This is a genomic window from Polycladidibacter hongkongensis, from assembly GCF_001561995.1.
Taxonomy (GTDB): domain Bacteria; phylum Pseudomonadota; class Alphaproteobacteria; order Rhizobiales; family Stappiaceae; genus Pseudovibrio; species Pseudovibrio hongkongensis.
The window spans coordinates 450,185-469,242 of record NZ_LLWC01000022.1 but is presented as its reverse complement, the minus strand read 5'-3'; the positions used below and the strand labels follow the sequence as shown (position 1 = coordinate 469,242).

Below are 19,058 nucleotides of genomic sequence, written 5' to 3'. Positions count from 1 at the left end.
CCTATGCCTTTTACAAGTGCTGAAATCGAGAACATCACCAATACCACATTGGATGCGTATGATCGACGAGGGCAGGTCACGCGGCAAGACGTGCAAGACAAGCCCATGCTGAAGGCCTTCGACAAACGAGCCAAATCGTTTGTCGGCGGTAAAGAAAAAGTCACTGCGGGGGTGCGTGCAGGTGCAGGTCAGCTCTCACTCGCCGGGTACTCACATGACGATCAGGTATCCTATGGCAATCCCGTGAAGAACAAGCGAGCTGGCTATAAGTGGCGCGAACATCACATCGGCATGGGTATCACGCACACTGAGCTCAAAATGGCGGGTATCGAAGTGATTGAGCGCGACGGCACCGCAGTCACTTCGCCTGTGACAGACGCTGAAGCCGTTCAATTGGCCAACCTACTGGACGAGAAAGTGATCGACTTCGAGGAAGATTATGATATCGGCCTCGACGCATTACTCCACGGGGATGGGACTACTGACGCGAAAGCTCTGGCTGGGGTGGGGGCGTTCATACTGCTCGACCCCGCTGCAGGGACAACAGGGGGTGTTTCCCGGGGCGCTAACCCTTGGTGGCGCAACCGCGCCGCCACTAAAGACGCCCATGACGCGGGGAGTGGCGATGACGCGATTACGTCCAGTCCTACCGGCGGTGGTACGTTAATCCAGTACATGCAGAAAGAGCACAAGCAGCTTAACCGGTTCTCCCAAGGCAAGCGGCGCTCGATGAAGTTCGCTGGTTCGGACTACATTGATGCGTATGAGAGGGAGCTCCGAGCCAACGGCCTTTACACCCAACGTGGTTGGGCCAACGGGGCTACTAAACCGTCGTTGGACGGCTTCATGCCTGCGGTCTCGTTTGCGGATACAGATATTATCTACGATCCGACACTTGACGATATGGGCTGGCAAAAAGCGATGCTCGATATCGATATGAACGCCATCGAGCTGCAGTACATGAAAGGGCAGCGCAAAAAACGCCACACTCCCGCGCGGCCCCATGATCGCTACGCGCTGTACCGGGCGACTACGACAACCGTAGTCCTGATCGCACGTCGACTGCGTAGCTCCGGCGTGTACTTCATCAAATAGCACAGCAGGCGGGGGCAATCCCCGCCTTTCCACCTTCAAGTACAGATGAGAAAACCGATATGTTGTTAAAAAATCTTGCGAAATGTGAAGTTGCGCTGGGGGGGGATCGCGAGGAGACGGTTCCTCAGTCGGGCGTATCGCCTGCGGAGTTTCTTATCCTTCAGGAAATCCATGGGGCTGGGTCCGTTTTCAACCTAGAATTCACTCCTGCGGCAGAAGACCTGCCCGTTAATTTGGAACGAGAGCGGTTGCTCGAGAAGTATCCGGCACGAACTGACAAGCCATCGCCAGTAGCGATTGTCTTTCCAGACAAATTCGCACAGCTGCCTTCATCTTTTAAGGAGTGCGAAATTCTAGACGAACAGCTTAAGCCATTAAGTCGGGTTAAGGTTCCGCAAGCCTCTGCGGGCCAGGAGCCAACCAATACGAAATCGGCGGAGCGGAAAACCAAACAAACCGCTTCCCGGTCGAAACGAACCGCAGCCGGTGAGAAAAAAGCCGCTGAAGATACTGACAAAGCTGCTTCCACAGCCACGAAGGCTGGAGAGGGTGCGAACGTTCTGAGTTAAGGAGGCAACATGCCGCGCGGTGTCACTCTTATTGAGCTTCTGAACGACTACAGGTTGGAAGCGGGGCTGTCCTCAAACGTCGCGCACAATAAAGGTGTGCGCGATGCACAGGCACACAAACTGCAAAGAGTGCAGCGGCGGCTTTGGGAGTGTCACGATTGGGGTCATTTGGAGGAGTATCAGGATATCGCGGTAAACGCGGGAGAGCGATTTCCCGCGCTTCCCGATAATATTAGCACAGACCGAATTAAATTGGTTGAGGCGCGCGATCAAGGTCTCTGGGTGGGGCTGAAGCATGGCATAAATTCGATTCAATATGCTAGCTGTGATAGCGATATGGACGCCAGGAGCGACCCCCCGGAGCGGTACGAATTAAGGGGCGAACGCCTCGAGATATGGCCGATACCCAACCGGGACGCCAACATTAAGACACTTGAAGGGTACATCAGGATCCATGGAGTGCGCGACCTTAAACCGTTAAAGTCTGATAGTGACCGATGCGACTTGGATAGTGACTTGATCGTGCTGCACGCGGTGCTCGAGGATATGACAGACAAGCACAGCGCTGCGGCACAAATACTTGGGCAGAAAATCCGTCGGCTGGAGAGCGCGTTGACGAGCCAAGCTTCCAAAATTAAGCAGTTTCGCTTAGGAGCGCGCTTGCTTCGCGGAGGGAGATGGTCTCGCCAAATGCGTGCACCTGGGCGATAGGGCGGGGCGCGGATGGGTAATATATGGATCCGATCATTTAGCGGGGGGCTCGACGCCCGTAAGGTACCAGAAGTGTCCGAAGGGGGTACCTTGTTGAGGGCTCTTAACGGGCACATCGATCGGGGCGGGGCTTTCGTGCAACGAGCGGATTTCGTCAAGGTCCACGATCTGCCAGAAGGGCAGACTGTAGGTCTGAGCAGAACGCCTGAAGGGTTGGTAGTTTTCGGATCAGGACCCCGCCCCGCGGACCTCGACAGCGCGATCATCTACGAACAGCTGGAATCGCCTGAAGGGCGGCCCCTGATCGATGTCCCAAACAGTACTTTATTCGGGGGCGATACGTACTCGATCGGGGAGTTCGCGGGGGGAGATCGTCACGTCTTCCACGCCGGTGCGCGAGCGGAAGGGGATGACGCCCCGGCGAAGGCTACGGCTCTGCTGACACATATCCGAAAAATGTTCGTTGCTGGCGGAAGTGTTCTAAGATTTTCTAACCTGAAGAAACCTTTGGAATTCTCCCCGGGTTCGGATACGGGAGTTGGCGCGGGGTTTCTTGACCTGTCTATCGAGACAGAAGGCGCTTCGAAACTAACCGCCCTCGCCAAATACAGTAACAACCAAGTTGCGGTTTTTAGCGAAGACAGCATACAAACTTGGTTCTTCGACCCAAACCCCGATCTTGCGAAAATCGGCCAGACACTCGAGAAGACAGGTACTTTCGCCCCGCGTTCCGTGACCGCTTTTGGGGTGGATGATGTGTTTTATCTTGATACGTCAGGGGTTAGGTCCCTGCGGGCTCGGGACAGCTCTAATTCCCCGGCGACTACCGACATAGGCTCCGCTATCGACCCGTTAATCACCGAGGATATTGACCGGTTGGGGCTGGCGGGGGTCGCGAAGGCGATAGCGGTGAAAGAGCCTAGAGATGGGTCGTTTTGGCTGATATTGCCTGATAAAATCTACGTGTTCTCTTATTTCACGGCGTCAAAGATTTCCGCATGGTCGCTCTATGAGCCGGGGTTCGAAGTTAAGGGTGCGGTAGTGCATGAGCGCCGAGTGTACCTACGTTCGGATGACGCGATATATGCATACGGAGGGATTGACGAACGCGGCTACTCCTACAGCGAGGATGTGCGCGCGGAGGCTTGGACCCCCTATCTAGACGCAAATGCGCCAACGCGGGTTAAGTCGCTGGAAGGTGTGGACGCCTCCGTAAGAGGAGAGTGGGAAGTACGGGTCGGGTTTGACCCTCGAAACCCGCATGTGAGCGATCAGCTTTGTATTATTAACGGGCCGACATTCAACGCGGGAGGGCAGATCGGAGCTTCCGGCGGGGGGACACATATAAGCGTCCGTTTCATCTCGCGCTCGCCAGTTGACAGTCGAACACCTGCGAAGGTGTGTTCCGCTGTAATAACCCATGATCTCGACCCGAAAGAGGATAGCTAATGCGTACGGTTGACGCCAGTTTCGAATTCGTCCGGTACGTCGCCGCGAGGATGAGGGAACGGGATTACGACGAGTTTGTTTCAATGGGTTGGTGCCGAGACCGTGAAGAATTGGCGGATAGCTTGGCCTCGCGCTACGGCTCCGCCAAAGGGGTTGAGGTCGCTTTCACGGACGAAGGGATACCGGCAGCCGTCGGCGGGGCTTTGGAGTTACGACCGGGCGTCGTTACGTTGTTGTTCTTCGCGACGCCTGAATTCGACAAAATTAAAGTTGGCTTGACTAAGTACTTCTTGCGTTTCTTGTTACCTGCCATCCTTAATGGCGGCGCTCACCGCGTGGAGTGCGTAACAATGGAAGCCCACGAAGGGGTGCATCGATGGCTTGAGATACTGGGCCTAAAAAGAGAAGCCGAGCACGCCGCCTATGGCCGCTCGGGGCAGAAGTATTACACTTACGCATGGGTGAAAGACGATGTTTGTGAGGCTAGCGGATAGGCCGGACTTTCCGGCTTTGGTAGACATGGCGCGATTAAACGTCATGCAGACGCGACCTGAAATAGGTTTCAGCGAGCGGGAAGTTCTCGCGACCTGCGAGCAATATTTACAATCAGCCAACCCAACAATCTTCGTAGCGGAGGACGAGCGCTGTCTCGTTGGTTTTTTGGTCGCCTCAATGCACGGGTACATGTGGGCAGGTGGACATTACACTACGCAGGATGTACTCTTTGTGCGTCCCGAAAATCGCGGCAGTCGGGCGGCCGTCCACCTCATGAACAATTTAATCCGTTGGAGCAAACAAATCGGCGCCTCCGAGATTCTCGGCGGGAACGATAACAGTTTCAACAGCGAGAGAACAGCAGCTTTCTTAGAGCATTTCGGCTTCGAGAAGGTCGGTTTTTATATGAGAAGGGGGCTCTGCGATGGGTAAAAAAGGCGGAAGTAAAGAGGCGGCTCGAGCTCGGCGCGAAGAGGAGCAAAGGCAAGCGCGGGTACGCGCAGGCACATCGCAGATCAATAGCGTATTCGACGGCCAGTTCACAGACGACTTTTTCAAGACGCGTGCGCAGTCGTATCTCGACTACGCAAACCCGCAGCTCGAAGACCAATACAACAACGCGACGAAAGAACTATCCTTCGCGCTCGCTCGAAGCGGAACGCTTGATAGCTCTGTTCGCGGGGGCAAGCTCAGTGAGCTGCAGAAGCTTTACGATATAGAGAAGCAGAATGTGGCGGATCAAGCGCAGGCTCAATCAAAACAGTTACGAGGCGAGGTCGAGAGGTCGCGAGGGGATTTAATCAGCACTCTATCGGCTACTGGTGACGCAAAAACCGCATCGAACAGCGCGATAAACCAAGCTGAATTGCTGTCTAAGCCGGCGGCTTTCAGCCCTTTGGAGAACCTTTTTGCGGACTTTATGAGTGGCCTCGGCACCCAAGTGGCGCTTGAGCGGGCCGCATCCTATGAAGGAAACCCCCATAAACCGCGTTATTCAACAGGCCTATTTAGCCCTACGAACGCAGTAAAAGTCTCTCCGTAAATCCGCAAGCGACAGGAGCGTGAAATGTGCGACCCCATGACAATAGCAGGTATAGCGTTAAGCGGGGTTAGCGCTGCCGCAAATGGCGCGCGGCAGAGCGCCATACAAGACGCGCGCGATGACGCGATGGCGGCGGAACGGATTCGCCAGAAAGGCTTCTGGGGCGAGCAGCTGAAATTGAATGATGAAAGCCGAGCCGAGTTCGAAGATTTCGAGGATAAACGCCAGCTGGAAACGCAAAGTCTTCAGTCTTTGTTTGAGACAAACGCGGATACAGGCGCGCAGCCGGCGCTTATGCCGGATAGCTCGGAGATCGTTAACGTAAATACCGCCAAGCAAAGCGCCCGCGCTAAGCAGCATACAGACCGGCAAGCGAAAACTCTCGCCGCGCTGCGTTCCTTCGGGAATGTGCTCGGTGACGCCAATATAGAACGCGCTAAAGACGCTCAGGAAATCGGGATGATCGGCGGGCTTAGCCGCGGGTCTCAATCCGTCCTGCCGATGGAACTTGAAGCTGCCAATAGCGCCGGAGCAGGGGCTGGGCTGATTGCGGACATTGCCGGCGGGCTTGGCAGCGTCATGACGTCTGGAGGGTTGAGTGGTGGAGGCGGGTCTTTGTTTGGAGCGAGGGGGTGGGGCGGCACCCCTTTGCCTAAGCCCAAACCTTTCGGGATCCCACAGTTATATGGAGGTTAAATGTCTTCCCTAGCAAACAGGCACTATAACAACCCAGTCATTGGCGCGGCGTTCTCCCAGCTCGCGCAAGCCTTCGCGCCACAAGACCCGCGAACTGCTCTTGGGTGGCTGGAATACCAATCACAAAAAAACGAGCAGCAGTCGCGAAACGAAGCGTGGCAGATGCTGCGAAATTCTCTTTCGCCGCAAGATTACTCAGGTGCGCGCGTTATGGGCTCTGACTACCTACGCGCGCTCCCTGAATACGACCTCTACAATCGGTCGAAAGAAGAGGGAGCGCGACCAGAGGATCTGGATGCTTCTATATATGCTGTTCACGGCAAGGCGCCCAATACTTTTGCGGGTCAACGGGTTGGGGAGGACGCAGCCTTGCTCAAAGCTTTGGCCGTGGAATCTTTGAAACCGGTGGCGGAAGGGGAGACCCGGTTTATCGCGCCCGAAGTGATGCAGGCTTTAGGTATATCGGACACAGAGCAGCGTGGGTCTCAGAAACCAAGAAGCGAAAGCGAAGTTAAAGGCGCTATGCTGGGGCAAGCCTTCGCGGAAGGTCGGATATCCTCAGCCGATGTGGCTAGGGACTATAAAAGCGGCGTTAATGTCGAAACTGTTACGGGGGAGGGCGGTCGCCCGGAGCTTGTCGTAAGAAGTGACGCGATCGGGCAGACGCCATACCGTCAGCCTTCGGGCGGGGCGTTTTCGGTCAAGAACTACAAACTACCTGATGGGCGGTCTGGCACGGCCCATATCAACGTAAATACAGGTGAGATCGTAGACGCAGTGACACGCGAGCCACTACCGCAAGGTGCGTTGATCGGCGAGGCTAAATCCGATGGTTTAAAGGACTTCACGAATACAAACGTGACGGATCGAAACAGGCAGCTCTACGCGCTTGATAATCTGCAGGAGCAAATCAATAGGGGGAGAGAGTTGTTGGCGGACAACCCCGCCCTCGCGGGGATATCTGGCAGTGTACTGAGAGCGATGCAGGATGCGGCACAAACAACACGCGATCTAGCCCAGTACGTTTTCAAAGACGAAAATGGGTTGGTAACGCCAGACACCCTCGCCCAGCTTGCCGAGGCAGTCGAGAAAGAGGGAGGGTACGACCCTACTTTCTCACAGTATAACCGCTGGTTGCTTTCGATGGCATATGCGATGGCAAGCGCTGAGAACCCGCAAGGAGAGGTTAGTCGGTTTGCGCTGGAGCGTCAGCTAGAGGCTCTTCAGGGGGGAGGGCTTTTAGCTAACAGCGAAAGCGTCGGCGCGTCCTTAGACCAAATCGAGCGAGATATCGGGATCCGTCGAGGCAATTTGGGCGCGATGATGGGCGGGGCGAATCTGAACACACGCCAACCACCCGACCCAGCCCCCGACGAAGAAGGCGGGGTTGTGCGTTTTATTCGCGGGGCGGATGGCAAGATTGTGAGGGCGCAATGATAAACGTGGAGTACGAAGGGGTCACCTACCGGTTTCCCGCAGACGCTACTGACGCGGAAATAGCTGAAGCGCTTGGAACGGTTAAACCCCGAGAGCCGGTTAAAACCGATGGTTCTCTGGTCGACGCTATAATCCCGCCAGAAACTAGGGAGGTGATAGGTGGGGCCGCGGGTATCGCCGGAGGCTACGCGCGCGCGGGTGCCGCAGGGTTCACGGACGGGTTTAGTAACCTGGTTGGGCTGCCCGTTGATTTGGTGAATAGCGCGCTAGGCGCTGTCGGCCTACCAGTAAGTGACAAGCCATTTCTAGGGGGAGATTTCGTAAAAGAGGCCCTTTACGCACCTTCCGAGCTCGCCTCGCTCGCAAGCGGGCGCACGGACAAATACGGGGACTTCACAGCGCAGGCGACTGACCCGAACCGGTATAGTACAGGTCAGCGCGTATTTGGTCGTGTCGCTGATGAGTTCGGCGGGGCGGCGCTGCCTGTCGCGGGGGCTTGGGCGGGTGCGTCCAAACTAGGGAGGGAGGGTGCTAAGCAACTAGCGGTGCACGGAGGTAATTTCGTGCAAAGGATGGCCGGCGAAGCTGCCGAAACAATTGCATCGAACCCGGCAAAAGCTCTAGCAGCGGAGATAGGGACTAGCGCAGCTGCCGGAACGGGGGCTGGGGTGGCGAAAGAGATTACAGATAACCCGGTTGGTGAGTTACTTGGTGCTATTTTAGGGGTCGCTGGGGCCGGGGCTCTTACAGGCCTAGGCCGTAGCGTGAAAAACACAGTCAGCGCGGTAACGGGTAGTAAAAGCTACTCTGACGATTTGGTTGAGGGGGCGGTGGCTGACCAGCTATTGAGATCCGCAGACACTACTGCGGAGTTGGCGACGAGTAACCCGGACGCGGTCGACGCCCGATCCTTGATGCGTGCGCTAAGGGCGCCTGCAGCGGCAGAGAACGCCGTCTCGGGGTTTAAAGCCACCGCGGCGGACAGAACAGGGGACCCCGGCTTAGCTTCTCTTGAGTACGAGAGGCAATCGGGCCCGAATTCCGCGCGGTTCACATCCGCACGGGACGCGAATGCGGAAGCAGTTGACGATGCGCTTATGGGCACCCGCCCTGACACAGAGGCGAGTGCGTTCTCAGACGCCTTGCGGGAGGGCGTGGTCAATGAAATCGACACGGCAATGAGGCACGCGGAGGAGCTGGACTCCAAAGCGGTGCAAGCTGAAAGCACGATTACCCCCAGAATGACCGACGAGCAGCGAGGCGGGGTCCTGCGCCACAAATTACAGGCGAACCTCGAGGAAGCACGCGAGGCGGAGCGCGGGGCGTGGGCCGAGGTGGCTGGAGCACAGATGCCTTCAGCTCACCTGCGGGATTCCCTTAGAGGGGTTGTGTCTCGCCTTTCAGGGGCGGAAGTTATGCAGTTCGCGCCTAATAACGTGCTGGCTTTAGTCGACCGCCTTGCTGCGGGAAGCGATTACCTGCCTTTGAAGGAAGTCACGGGCGCACGTAGCGCGCTGAGTTCGTTAAAACGAGAAGCTCAAATGGCTGGCGACGCCAATAGAATGCGAGTACTGGACCAGTTCATTGGTGCGGTTGATGCGCATATAGACGCCGCAGCCCCTCCTGAAGCTTCGGAAGCGCTTGCCAGAGCGCGAGCCGTATCTTTCGACTTAAACGAACGCTTTACAAGATCGAGTAAACCTGTCGGAAAAGCCTTGAAAGAGCAGACAGGCGGGTACGCACGGCCTGATAGCTCGGTCCCGAGCCTGTTTGTGCAGCCGGAAAAAGGGAACGCCTCTTATGCGGTGACTGCTATGGAAGAGGTTTCGGACGACGAGGGGGCGGTTGATGCGCTCAAAGACGCGTTATTTGGCCGGGTGACGAGAGAAGGCCGTGATTTAGGAAACGCGAGCCGTGTGTCTGCGAATGCGGCAAGCTATAAAACCGCCCTGGAGACAGTGCCTGATGTTCAAAGCGCGGTCTCCGACGCAGTGGCTAGCCGCGGCGCCGCCGATATAGCAAAGGAAGGCGCTAGTAATGTTGCTAAAAGGCTTACGCAACGCGGACAAAGCGCTACCGCCGACTATCTCTCTTACGGTCCAGGTCAAGGGGCCCGCGCGATGAAGGAGGCGCTTGGTTCGAAAGACCCGAAGGCGGCTGTTGAAGAGCTTATGGCGCGCGCGGGCAGCGCCCCCGAGGCTGTGGATGGTGCTAAGAGGGCGTTTTGGGACGCTATGGAAGGGGCGTCGCGCGCTGTGGGTGAAGGGGGGCGGACCATGGGTGGTATGAGTGCGTGGGTCCCCCGTAAACTGCAACGTTTTTTGACGGACAATAGTGAAGCCGCACAGGCTATATACGCTGAAAACCCTAAACATCTCGCCGATATCAAGGAAATAAGTTCAGCTTTGCAGGACGTTGACGTGCGTAACCGCGCCCGAGCCCCCCAGTCTTCTGGCACTGCGCAGTCGCTGCGAACCGAAGCTGACCGAGTGGTTAATTTTGCAACCGCCCAAAGTCGATACACCGCCGTGCAAAGAGGGCAGATGTCGCCGGTTTACTTTATCACCTCAATGGCAGGGACGATTGCGCGAAACGCGACGAATAGGAGCCGGGTCGCAGCTTTTCATCGCATACTTGACGAGGCTTTGTTGGATCCTGAGAAAGCTCGTAGTTTGCTGATGAGGTACAATCCGGCTGACCGGGCAGCCTTGGCGCGGGGGCTGCGCTCTACGTGGGGCAACCGTACCGATGAATTATTAGATATCGTATCTGATGGCGAGGGGCGCGAGACGAAACCAGAACCTCTCGAACTAACAGTGAGGCCTGAAGATGCTGAAAGGGCAAAGCGATGAATATCGTCGATATCATCACAGAAGCGGCCAATACGCACGGGATCGACCCTCGCACGATGGTTCGCATTGGCGAGATCGAAAGCGCTCTTAACCCGAGAGCCCAGAACAAGAGCAGTTCAGCCGGAGGGCTCTTTCAGTTTATCGATAGTACTTGGGACGAATACGGCGGCGGCGACAAATACGACCCGAGGCTGAACTCTGATCGTGCGGGGGCATATCTTACTGATGTTCGACGCGCCCTTTCCAGGGGGTTAGGGAGGGTGCCCGAGCCCTGGGAGTTGTATCTAGGGCACCAACAGGGGGCGGGCGGCGCCCTGAAGCTGCTAACCCGACCGAACGCGCTTGCTGCAGATGTTGTCGGGGCGGATGCTGTAACGCTGAACGGAGGGGCGGAGGGCGACACTGCGGCGGCTTTTGCAGATATCTGGAAGAACAAGTATCGGGGGGCTGCGTCTAATCAACCACCGAGACTACCCGCTGTAGCGGGAAAGGCTTCTAAACAGGCGGTCGCAGGCGAAAGTGCGCGGAGCGGAGCGCCGGTGCACGACCGGCTTTTTACGAACGTCATACCCTCGAGGGTCAAGCTCGATGCTTTGAGACTGACGGATTTGTTTGAATCAGGCCCGCATCACGGGCACAGGACTAAAACAGAAGACGAAGCCGATCGCCGGCGAAGGGTAGCCGCGTTATTTGAGCTTTTAAGTTGAGGTTGTTTGGTGCTTGTTTGATCGGTACTTGTGTAATCTATTTTTACTACTATATTTGCAGTGCAGTTTTAGAGAGAATTATTAAGTTACCTAAGTGGAGACGTTTTATTATGAAATCGCAAAGTATTTCCCGAATTCACGAGAGCGATTTGGTGAGACCAACCCTCGAGCTGTTAGCGGGTGCGAAGGACGGATGCCTGACGATAGGGCAGCTGACGCGACAGCTCGCACAGAGGCTGCACCCTGCCGGGGTGGACGCGCAAATCCTACAGGACCGCAACGACACATATTTCTCGCAGAAAGTGCGTAATTTGGTGTCGCATAGAGAGCAGCCGGGGAGCCCGATCGCTCTTGGTTTGATAGAGTATATTCCAAACTCTAGTAGTTTGAGAATTACTGAGTTAGGCAAAAAACAAATCTCCTAGCTATCATCCCGCGTACTTTTTTCTGTAACCGGGCTGCAGCCATTTTAGCTCTGTACCGCCTTGGTGAGACTTGTCCCAGACGAACCACGCGTATGCTGTTGTCCCTGAGCCTGCCCGTCGCGCCCCTTTCGGGTAAAACGTGATGCGTTCGCTGAACACCCATACGCGACTTGGCGGGGTTGTTGTGAAAATCGTTTTCGCCCGCCCCGCCCCTTCTAAAAAAGCAAGACGCAGCAGCAGTGCAAATTTGTTTTCTGCGAGCTCAGCCGCTTTTTCTACAAAGCCCTGTGCTGCATTGTACGGGGGGTTGGTGACTATGTTAGGTCGCTTACTTTCGGCTTGTAGAAAATCAATGCCTGCGTCTCCGAAACCTCTATCGTAGAGGTCAGAACTGATGACGCGTTTGGAGTACTTTTCGATAACTCCCGCCATGGCCCCGTCGCCGCACGCGCATTCCCACGTATCTCCGACAAAAGGTTCATTTTCCATAAGAGCATGCGTTGCCCAAGGAGGCGTTGGGAAAAAATCCGCTCCGGCAAGGTCTGCGTTTCTTTTCACTGTAGGTTTGAAAGCACCATTTAAGTTATACGTGGGGTCCATTGATATCTCCTTGGCCGCTGGTATACTCTCTTTGTGTGAATGCACAACCTGTAAGTTCGAGCCTAGTTCAACACACTCCCGCCGTCACCCAGATCTTCAAACACCTCTGATGCGAAGCTCGAGAAGTTGACAAAGATGCCTTGAGTTGACCGGCGGTAGGTTGGTGAGCGGTAGCTGCGTTCCTCTATGTAATTGAGCTTCAACCATTTATTCAACAGACCTACTGCCTGTACGCGGCTGCGACCGAAACGCTCCATCAGCATATCGCCAGCCCATCTCGTTTTAGCTGATGGTTTGGCGGAAAACCTCTCACCCGCCAGCCCTTCATCGAGCACTGCTAGCGCCGCCTCCTCGTCGCTGCGGGTCATTCCGTCCCCCGGCCCCGGCGGTGTCCACGCCGTCGCGACCTGGACGCTATCGCCCTGCGGGTATATTTCTGTTCCGTTCTCCAGATCAAAACTGTCTAGGAATAGCCACTCTGCGCTACGAGCGGGAGGGGACATGTTGTTTTTAGCATCATCAATGCGGATGTATCTGCGACGCTGAGAGACTTCGATGCCCAGAGCTTTCGCGTCGTCTTCAGGCATAGGGGCGACTGTCAGGACCGAGCGTGCGCCTGCTGTGAGGGCGCTGCTGCCGCGCACCGCGTTCATATCACCAGCTTCCCCTTGCTTATTGAAGTGGTGCAGCAGGAGTACACCACAGGACGCTTCGTGTGCGACCTGAGCGTAGATCCTCATAAGCTCGTCTTGTGCGGATGTGTCATTCTCGTTGACTTGGTGTGACCTTGCGAACGGATCGACCACGAGCAGGTCAACTCCGTTATCTATTATACTCGCTTTTAAGAGATCCGCATCGGGTAGCTCGGTCAATGATCCTTTGTTATCCTGCTTCAGTAAGCTCAGTCTTCGGTCACGTCCCGAGAGGACTAGTATGTTGGCAAGGACATCGTCACCTAAGCCGTAAAACAACAGTGCCGCTTTCAGCCGCCTTTTGATCTCGGTCAGGTCGTCCTCCAGATTGTACATCCACACCTTGAGGGGGTGAACCGGAGTGTCGCCGATCAACTCACTCCCTGCCGCGCAGGAAACGGCTAGCACGGTTGCGAGGGCTGTCTTCCCGACCCCTCCAGGGGATGATAGGATTGTTGTGTATCCGCGCGAGATTTTGCTGCCGTATAGCCACTGCCGAGGCGGGATTTCTGCCAGGTCACCCAGAGATAGGCGGTGCGGTTTTATTGGTTCGGCAGCGGGGCCTTCGTCTATTTCAGGTCTAATCCAATCAAATGGGTCTGTTTCGGCAGCGGGGCGTTCGCCTAAATCGTTAAAGATAGATTCTACTCTACCCCGCCAACCGCCGAGGTCTTCAGCTTGCTTATACAGCCAAGATGAGCCTACCATGTAAGGCGGCTTCATTCGGTTCCAATCGGATAAAACCTCATTGTGGTCGTTTACACCGCCATCCCATCTAGAGCACCAATCGAAAAAGGCGGAGAAAGCTTCCTGCTCCAGTTCAGGGCCAAAGGCAGCCTTTACGGCGTAGCCGACCCGCAAGTAGTCATCTCTTGTCGGGAAGGTGGCCGTGGTATTTGGCAGCCGAGCCAGAGCTTGTGTGATTAAATCCCTATCCCCGACGAGGGTGCTCTGGTCAATCTCCGATCTATCTATACTACCGCCGGAGAAACGCCTGGGGGCATCGCTGTTTTGCTCTACCCACGCTAAGTAAGCCTCCAAAGCTTCAGCATCTGTCGTCGGCAGTTCGTCATACTGCGGAACGCCCTCCGGCCAGTGATAGGGGCGGGAAGTCGTTGGGTGCACCCCGTGAGCGACGAACTGCCTGCCCTCGCTTAATATCTCCACAAGAGCGCGGTCCTCTGTCTCTGTCGAGAACGTGACCTTTTCGTAGGGGATGCTTTCCGCCACGCGGTACAGCAATAGGGTTTTAGGGGCCCTTCCTATGCGTGCAGGGGCTTCACCTAGTATCTGAATGGCCGCCTTTGTTAGCTGAGCTGCTTTTGAGGGGTCGGTGGTGTCTATATCGACAGCAATCAACCCGTCTCCGGTTTTTATGCCAACGCCAGCTCCGTCCTCGTGCCATTTGGCCACTGAAAACTCAGTGCTCTCGGTGTGCACAAAGTCCAAACCCTTCCAGAGGCCGTCTACTCCAGGGACGCCGGGTGCTTTGCCGCGTGGGTCTTTGTCTGGGTGGCTCGCTAGACGTTTCGCCGCTGCGCTTTCAGGGTCGAGAGGTGCTCCAGGCGGGATGATCGGACACAGTCGCGTGTAGCCCGCCTCCCAGAACCTTTGAAAGGCATTATCTGTTTGGTTCGTTGTTGTCATTTCGACTTGCCTCTAGCACAGATCTTTACGCTGCTTAATCAAACACGCTCGGCGCGCTTCTTTTCGCAAAAAGCTGCTGCCGGCACTCCTCGAAGCTCTCACCTTCGAATTGGAGCTCCTTCCCGCCTTCGAACTTTAAAGTTAAAACCACACGGGCACCGTTCGAAAACGAGAAAACATTGATGCTTACGCGACCCCCGCTTTCCTCGCGGAGGGCGATGCGGAGCTCATCGATCGTCACAGCGTCGACCTCCCTTCTCCTCCGAAGAGCGATGGCGGCGGAGCGCATCGAGCATTAAGAAACGCATAAATGGCGAAAACTCCGTGAATCCGTAGTGCTGCGCGAGGCGCATTATCTCCTGGTCTAACTTCTCATTGAGCCTCAATGTGCGCACCTGAGTGTGCTGTGGTGGGTTTTTGCGCATGGTTTACCTTTCCTATCCCGATCGGAATTAGTCTTTCTTGTAGTGCCTCGAGCGATAGCCTTCGGCGCGTAGGGGGATGCCGGTTGCCCAAGGTGGTTTTGAGGCCAATAGGCGGCAGTACTCTTCCAAGGAGCCGAAGCCGTCCGGCACTAGAGCAACGCCTTCGTCGTGAACTGTCATGATATTGCGGTAACCTGCAGCCTCTGTCGCTTTCAAACCCTGCGCCATCAGATCTCGAGCGATTGCCTGCACAACGTTTTCTGTCAACAACCCGCCGTACAGGGACTTGCGCAACCACCTTCCGGTCTTGCTGTCTAGCGTCATGCCAGAGAGTGAGTAGGTGTCCGTGCCCCAGGGCGTTTTAGTTGTTTTTACGCGCGGCGCCCCGTAGGCCAGACAACGTTTTGAAGGCAGGCGGCACCAAAGGAAACCTAGTTTAACGAGGTATGAAACACCGCCGTAGCTGCGGCTTGTACCTGGGAATAGCGTTGCCTGTATTGCGGCGTCGACAAGCCCTTGCCACAGTTTACGAACCATGGGGTGCTTAGCGCGCCATTGCTGTTTGGTAACTTCGGAAGCTATCCAGGCTTCCCTTGGCAGAACGTCCACCCCGTATGCCAGCTTAGAGGCGGCCTCCTTTGCTTTGTCTTTACCGTGGCGAGGTGCGAGTTCGGAGTACTTCTCCTCGTAGGCTAACTTCTTTTTGCAGTATGATTTCTCGGCTTTCACCCAAACACCTTCGTCAACCGCGGCCTGCAGGCTTTCGTAGGCTTCGGCCATGTCTAGGTGGTAGGCTTCGGCCATCTCGAACAGCGCCATCACGCCACCCTCGAAGCCTAACGCTAGATCGGCAACCTTACCTACCTGTCTCCTCTTGTCCTTCTTGCCTATTGAGGCGGGGTCAACGCCGTAGATGCCGCCAGCGGCGACTTCATAAAGCCCAGGGCCCTTGCCCACATCCGCCAGCTCGTACGCCTCGATTTTCCAGCTCTCACCTGCTAGCCACGCAATAACCCGCCCTTCGATGGACGCGAAATCGGCGGCGAATAGCTCGCTGCCTTTAGGCGCGGTAATGACAGCGCGGAGGCAGTCGGAAGCTGCGGCTATCGGTGGGCCGTAGACCATGCGAATGGTCGCCGGGCTAGCAACCAGCATGGTAGGCACGGCGCTCACTGGATCCGGCACGGTTCCGGTGCCCCTCGGCATGTTTTGAGTTTGCAACAGTCTGCCAGACCAGCGACCTGTGCTCGCGCCGTGATAGACATGCACGCCGTGAATGCAGCCACTAGAACAGATAGCTTGGTCGATCTTTCTCAGCTTTGCAGTTGAGGCTTTCCCAGCCTCGAGCCTTAATTCTATTAAGCGCCTCGCTTGAACGGAGATATCGCTCCGGTTCAGAGCTTTCTCCAGTGTGGCGGCTTGAAGATCTGGTAAGGATAGCCCGAAATCGCGTTCCAGCGTGTTACGTATCCTGTCTCGCTGTAAAAGTGTGGTCACCTGACCGCCGGTTAAGCTACGGCATTCTTGATCTAATTCTTCTCGCGCATGTTCGACCTGCTGCTGCAGCGCTGAGGAAAGCTCGCGGCTGATTGGTACGCCAGCATCATTCATTCGTTCGGTGAGCCAGTACGTCTCCCATTCGCTGCGGGGCAGATCAACAAGGGCATGGCGTACGGCTTGTTGCGTTTCAACGTCTCGATCGCAGTAGAAATGCTCCCGCTCGATATCCTGCGCGTCAGCCCACCACTCAATCACCCGCCCATCCTCCGTATCGGTGTACTGCAATGGGTTCTCTCGCAAAACCGCTGGCGGGGGGAAACGTTTGTGGCTCCTATCTTCAGGTGTCCATATCTTCCGTGGTTTGGACAATTTCTGCATGAGTTTGTTCCCGTCCATATCCTTTTGGACAGGCAGCGCGAGAGCTTTAGCTAACTCCTCCAGTTTACGTGGTAATGACTGAGCTGCAGCCATGGCAGCTGTGTCGCGGTACTGCTCCAATCGGGGGGCGGGCCAGCCGTGGCGAACCGACATAACTTTGCATGTGGCGAGACGTTCGAACGCGGCGTTGTGGGCGAAAATAATTGTAGAGGGGGCGGGGAAAAGCTCCTTTATGTCTGCGGGGCAGGGGTCGCCGATTGACCATCGTTTTATCTCGCCGCTATCGTTGACTTGGTAACTCGCCATCATCACTTGCGTATAGGGGCTGTCAAAATACTTGTAGGCCCCGACGTCGCGAAGCTTCAGCGGGGAGCGGGTTTCATAGTCGATCTCAATTATGTCAGGCATCCAGCCCCCTAGATTCGCGAAAGGCCTCTATGAAGATTCGCGCCGTTTGCGCGACGATAGCATTGCCATAACCCCGCAGACGTCCCATTCGGGCGGGAGCCCTATGAGCCAGCGGGTGTGTCCCGGCCTCAACTGGCCGCCACTTGCCATCTCTGCAGAACAGCCAGTCAACATCTTGCCAGTGTTGGTCATACGTATCGGCGTGGTTATTGAGGCGACCGCACCCACTCCGTTTTGCCTGTCCTCCCGGTGCCTGTTGCAGGCCTTCGTCCCGTCCACTTGCGTTGCTGTCGGCCACCCTGCCAGTTGTACGGCGACGTCCAGCGTATCCGTTGACAGTTTTCCTTTCCTCATTCTGCCGCCCGAGTACCCACCTTTGTGGTCCCGCGCGGAAGCTGTCGGCCACCCTGCCAGTTGGGCAAAGTCGTTTAGGTTGTTGGACCTCTTGGTGTGTAGTGCTCTTGCCAGCTGCCCCCCCCCTGAAGCATCGCTCAGTTGAGGGGTCGGCCAGCCTTTGCGCTGCGAAGTAGAGACGCTGCCTGATGTGCGGGGCACCGACGCCCGCAGCGCACAAATCCGCAACCCCGATGGCGTAACCCTCTCCTTCCATGTCAGCTTGTACAGTATCGAACCAACCGAGGCCGTCTTGGCTCGCAACTTGCTCTCCAAACACGACTGCAGGTCTGCACTGTCTGATGAGGTGCTGCCAGTGCGGCCATAGGTGCCGCTCGTCAGCAACCCCGCGCTTTCGGCCTGCCGTGCTGAAAGGCTGGCAGGGGCAGGAGCCGGTCCAGACTGGGGCTTCATCAAGCCACCCCGCCTGTCTGAGCGCGTATGACCACACGCCGATTCCCGCAAAGAAATGGCACTGTGTGAATCCTCTGAGGTCAGTCGGTGTGACATCAGAAATGCTTCGCTCGTCAACTTCCCCATCCGCAATAAGCCCCCACGCTATTAGTTCTCGAAGCCATTGAGCGGCTTGTTTGTCTATCTCGTTGTAGTACGCTGACATCAGTCGAATACACTTTGCTTTTTTGCTTCGGAGGCAGGAACTGGCTTACGCAATTCAGGTTGCATAAGTTTCGCAAAGACTTCTTGCGCGCTGGTGCCGTGCTCTACTACCCACCCTTCCCCCATTTCGAAGCGCATGTTCCCCTGCCAGCGATAAGGTCCTGTTCGGCGAAGGCTGATTTCTTTAACAATGTTAATCATAAACACCTCGGAAATTTGTCGCCCGACATGTAGTCGGGCGACAAATCATACAAACTAGTCAAACAATGACGCAGCCCCGCCGCCTGTTGCAGAGACCTTTGATTTTTCGGCTTCATCCCCGCCCAGATCTTTAAAGGTTTTGGAGACATCTACACCGCCGGCGCTACCTAGTCGCTCACCCTCGCGAACGAACTGGATCGCTTCGATTGAGAACGAGACACCTTTCCCCCCTTCATCGTTTTCCCAGCAGTAAGCCCCTAGGCAGGCGTAAACGTAATCTCCTGATTTCATCACACCGTTATTGAAATCTTCTTTGGTGATTGGTGCGCGGCGGCGGTTAACGACTTGAGGGAGCCCGACTGTCTCTGAAATAAACCGGTTAGGGCGTATAAACACCAGGCCCTCGCCGAGACCTTCTTTAATCTCTCCGGTCTCTTTGTTTCTCGCCTCTTTGCCTTTGCCTGATAAAATCGGATTTTTAATAAGGCCTTCCTTAAACAGACCAACGCCTTTATCCTTCCACTCCCCGTTTACGCACTCGGCAACCATCGCCTTTAGCTCATCGATCTCGTTCTCTTTATAAATGAGCGTTACTTGGCAAATGGTCTGCCCGCGTTCGTTGACCTGTGGGTTGAATAAGCCTTGCAGATAAGAGCCGCGGGCTTCCGCAGACACCAGACGTGGCTCTGCCCGATACATTCTCTTCCGTTTCGCCATG

The 19,058-nt window shown here is 55.9% G+C and carries 18 protein-coding genes; 11 read left to right on the top strand and 7 right to left on the bottom strand.

All coding sequences use genetic code 11. The features are described from left to right. Nucleotides 1-3: 3 nt before the first annotated feature. The 11 genes from AYK82_RS10260 to AYK82_RS10210 are packed head-to-tail and all read left to right on the top strand — an operon-like array spanning nucleotide 4 to nucleotide 11,053. Nucleotides 4-1,095, top strand: a complete 1,092-nt coding sequence (locus tag AYK82_RS10260) for a phage major capsid protein (protein WP_068314950.1) — start codon at nucleotides 4-6, stop codon at nucleotides 1,093-1,095. A gap of 59 nt (nucleotides 1,096-1,154) precedes the next feature. Further along, nucleotides 1,155-1,664, top strand: coding sequence for a hypothetical protein (locus AYK82_RS10255; protein WP_068314947.1), 510 nt, complete (start codon nucleotides 1,155-1,157; stop codon nucleotides 1,662-1,664). A gap of 9 nt (nucleotides 1,665-1,673) precedes the next feature. Then, entirely contained in the window at nucleotides 1,674-2,375 is a 702-nt protein-coding gene (locus AYK82_RS10250; RefSeq protein WP_068314943.1) for a hypothetical protein, read from the top strand. Nucleotides 2,376-2,387: 12 nt separating this feature from the next. Then, nucleotides 2,388-3,824, top strand: a complete 1,437-nt coding sequence (locus AYK82_RS10245; protein ID WP_068314941.1) for a hypothetical protein — start codon at nucleotides 2,388-2,390, stop codon at nucleotides 3,822-3,824. Further along, nucleotides 3,824-4,318 (top strand): hypothetical protein, encoded by a 495-nt coding sequence (locus tag AYK82_RS10240; protein ID WP_068314938.1) that lies wholly within the window; start codon nucleotides 3,824-3,826, stop codon nucleotides 4,316-4,318. Before AYK82_RS10245 ends, AYK82_RS10240 begins: the two co-directional genes overlap by 1 nt. Nucleotides 4,319-4,343: 25 nt before the next feature. Continuing rightward, nucleotides 4,344-4,751 carry a GNAT family N-acetyltransferase gene (locus AYK82_RS10235; protein ID WP_172795225.1) on the top strand — a complete coding sequence of 136 codons (408 nt, stop codon included), beginning with the start codon at nucleotides 4,344-4,346 and terminating at the stop codon, nucleotides 4,749-4,751. Next, nucleotides 4,744-5,361, top strand: a complete 618-nt coding sequence (locus tag AYK82_RS10230; RefSeq protein ID WP_068314932.1) for a hypothetical protein — start codon at nucleotides 4,744-4,746, stop codon at nucleotides 5,359-5,361. Before AYK82_RS10235 ends, AYK82_RS10230 begins: the two co-directional genes overlap by 8 nt. A gap of 24 nt (nucleotides 5,362-5,385) precedes the next feature. Further along, nucleotides 5,386-6,057 (top strand): hypothetical protein, encoded by a 672-nt coding sequence (locus AYK82_RS10225; RefSeq protein ID WP_068314929.1) that lies wholly within the window; start codon nucleotides 5,386-5,388, stop codon nucleotides 6,055-6,057. Continuing rightward, a complete protein-coding gene (locus AYK82_RS10220; RefSeq protein WP_068314926.1) occupies nucleotides 6,058-7,494 on the top strand; it encodes a hypothetical protein in 1,437 nt (478 codons plus the stop codon). Next, nucleotides 7,491-10,346: a hypothetical protein gene (locus tag AYK82_RS10215; protein WP_068314923.1), complete on the top strand. Its 2,856-nt coding sequence runs from the start codon at nucleotides 7,491-7,493 to the stop codon at nucleotides 10,344-10,346. Before AYK82_RS10220 ends, AYK82_RS10215 begins: the two co-directional genes overlap by 4 nt. Beyond that, a complete protein-coding gene (locus AYK82_RS10210; RefSeq protein WP_068314921.1) occupies nucleotides 10,343-11,053 on the top strand; it encodes a transglycosylase SLT domain-containing protein in 711 nt (236 codons plus the stop codon). The genes AYK82_RS10215 and AYK82_RS10210 overlap by 4 nt, the downstream gene beginning before the upstream one ends. Before the next feature lie 428 nt (nucleotides 11,054-11,481). Here AYK82_RS10210 and AYK82_RS10200 read toward each other — a convergent pair whose 3' ends face one another. The 7 genes from AYK82_RS10200 to AYK82_RS10165 all read right to left on the bottom strand — a co-directional run bounded on the left by AYK82_RS10200 (nucleotide 11,482) and on the right by AYK82_RS10165 (nucleotide 19,057). Continuing rightward, a complete protein-coding gene (locus AYK82_RS10200) occupies nucleotides 11,482-12,078 on the bottom strand; it encodes a hypothetical protein (protein WP_068314914.1) in 597 nt (198 codons plus the stop codon). 62 nt (nucleotides 12,079-12,140) lie between these two features. Continuing rightward, on the bottom strand, nucleotides 12,141-14,417 hold the full coding sequence (locus AYK82_RS10195; RefSeq protein WP_068314912.1) for an AAA family ATPase: 2,277 nt from the start codon (nucleotides 14,415-14,417) through the stop codon (nucleotides 12,141-12,143). Between the two features lie 34 nt (nucleotides 14,418-14,451). Next, nucleotides 14,452-14,658 (bottom strand): hypothetical protein, encoded by a 207-nt coding sequence (locus tag AYK82_RS10190; protein WP_068314909.1) that lies wholly within the window; start codon nucleotides 14,656-14,658, stop codon nucleotides 14,452-14,454. 211 nt (nucleotides 14,659-14,869) lie between these two features. Further along, on the bottom strand, nucleotides 14,870-17,128 hold the full coding sequence (locus tag AYK82_RS10180) for a DNA polymerase family A protein (RefSeq protein WP_068314904.1): 2,259 nt from the start codon (nucleotides 17,126-17,128) through the stop codon (nucleotides 14,870-14,872). Next, nucleotides 17,121-18,140 (bottom strand): DNA cytosine methyltransferase, encoded by a 1,020-nt coding sequence (locus tag AYK82_RS10175; RefSeq protein WP_068314901.1) that lies wholly within the window; start codon nucleotides 18,138-18,140, stop codon nucleotides 17,121-17,123. Before AYK82_RS10175 ends, AYK82_RS10180 begins: the two co-directional genes overlap by 8 nt. Then, nucleotides 18,140-18,340: a hypothetical protein gene (locus tag AYK82_RS10170; protein ID WP_068314898.1), complete on the bottom strand. Its 201-nt coding sequence runs from the start codon at nucleotides 18,338-18,340 to the stop codon at nucleotides 18,140-18,142. The genes AYK82_RS10175 and AYK82_RS10170 overlap by 1 nt, the downstream gene beginning before the upstream one ends. 54 nt (nucleotides 18,341-18,394) lie before the next feature. Continuing rightward, complete coding sequence (locus tag AYK82_RS10165) at nucleotides 18,395-19,057, bottom strand: ssDNA-binding protein (RefSeq protein ID WP_082733855.1); 663 nt, start codon at nucleotides 19,055-19,057, stop codon at nucleotides 18,395-18,397. Between the last annotated feature and the right edge of the window lies 1 nt (nucleotide 19,058).

Coding starts and splice junctions, on each gene's coding strand:
- AYK82_RS10260 (WP_068314950.1), top strand. CDS start 4: ATGCCTTTTACAAGTGCTGAAATCGAGAACATCACCAATACCACATTG.
- AYK82_RS10255 (WP_068314947.1), top strand. CDS start 1,155: ATGTTGTTAAAAAATCTTGCGAAATGTGAAGTTGCGCTGGGGGGGGAT.
- AYK82_RS10250 (WP_068314943.1), top strand. CDS start 1,674: ATGCCGCGCGGTGTCACTCTTATTGAGCTTCTGAACGACTACAGGTTG.
- AYK82_RS10245 (WP_068314941.1), top strand. CDS start 2,388: ATGGGTAATATATGGATCCGATCATTTAGCGGGGGGCTCGACGCCCGT.
- AYK82_RS10240 (WP_068314938.1), top strand. CDS start 3,824: ATGCGTACGGTTGACGCCAGTTTCGAATTCGTCCGGTACGTCGCCGCG.
- AYK82_RS10235 (WP_172795225.1), top strand. CDS start 4,344: ATGGCGCGATTAAACGTCATGCAGACGCGACCTGAAATAGGTTTCAGC.
- AYK82_RS10230 (WP_068314932.1), top strand. CDS start 4,744: ATGGGTAAAAAAGGCGGAAGTAAAGAGGCGGCTCGAGCTCGGCGCGAA.
- AYK82_RS10225 (WP_068314929.1), top strand. CDS start 5,386: ATGTGCGACCCCATGACAATAGCAGGTATAGCGTTAAGCGGGGTTAGC.
- AYK82_RS10220 (WP_068314926.1), top strand. CDS start 6,058: ATGTCTTCCCTAGCAAACAGGCACTATAACAACCCAGTCATTGGCGCG.
- AYK82_RS10215 (WP_068314923.1), top strand. CDS start 7,491: ATGATAAACGTGGAGTACGAAGGGGTCACCTACCGGTTTCCCGCAGAC.
- AYK82_RS10210 (WP_068314921.1), top strand. CDS start 10,343: ATGAATATCGTCGATATCATCACAGAAGCGGCCAATACGCACGGGATC.
- AYK82_RS10200 (WP_068314914.1), bottom strand. CDS start 12,078: ATGGACCCCACGTATAACTTAAATGGTGCTTTCAAACCTACAGTGAAA.
- AYK82_RS10195 (WP_068314912.1), bottom strand. CDS start 14,417: ATGACAACAACGAACCAAACAGATAATGCCTTTCAAAGGTTCTGGGAG.
- AYK82_RS10180 (WP_068314904.1), bottom strand. CDS start 17,128: ATGCCTGACATAATTGAGATCGACTATGAAACCCGCTCCCCGCTGAAG.
- AYK82_RS10175 (WP_068314901.1), bottom strand. CDS start 18,140: ATGTCAGCGTACTACAACGAGATAGACAAACAAGCCGCTCAATGGCTT.
- AYK82_RS10170 (WP_068314898.1), bottom strand. CDS start 18,340: ATGATTAACATTGTTAAAGAAATCAGCCTTCGCCGAACAGGACCTTAT.
- AYK82_RS10165 (WP_082733855.1), bottom strand. CDS start 19,057: ATGGCGAAACGGAAGAGAATGTATCGGGCAGAGCCACGTCTGGTGTCT.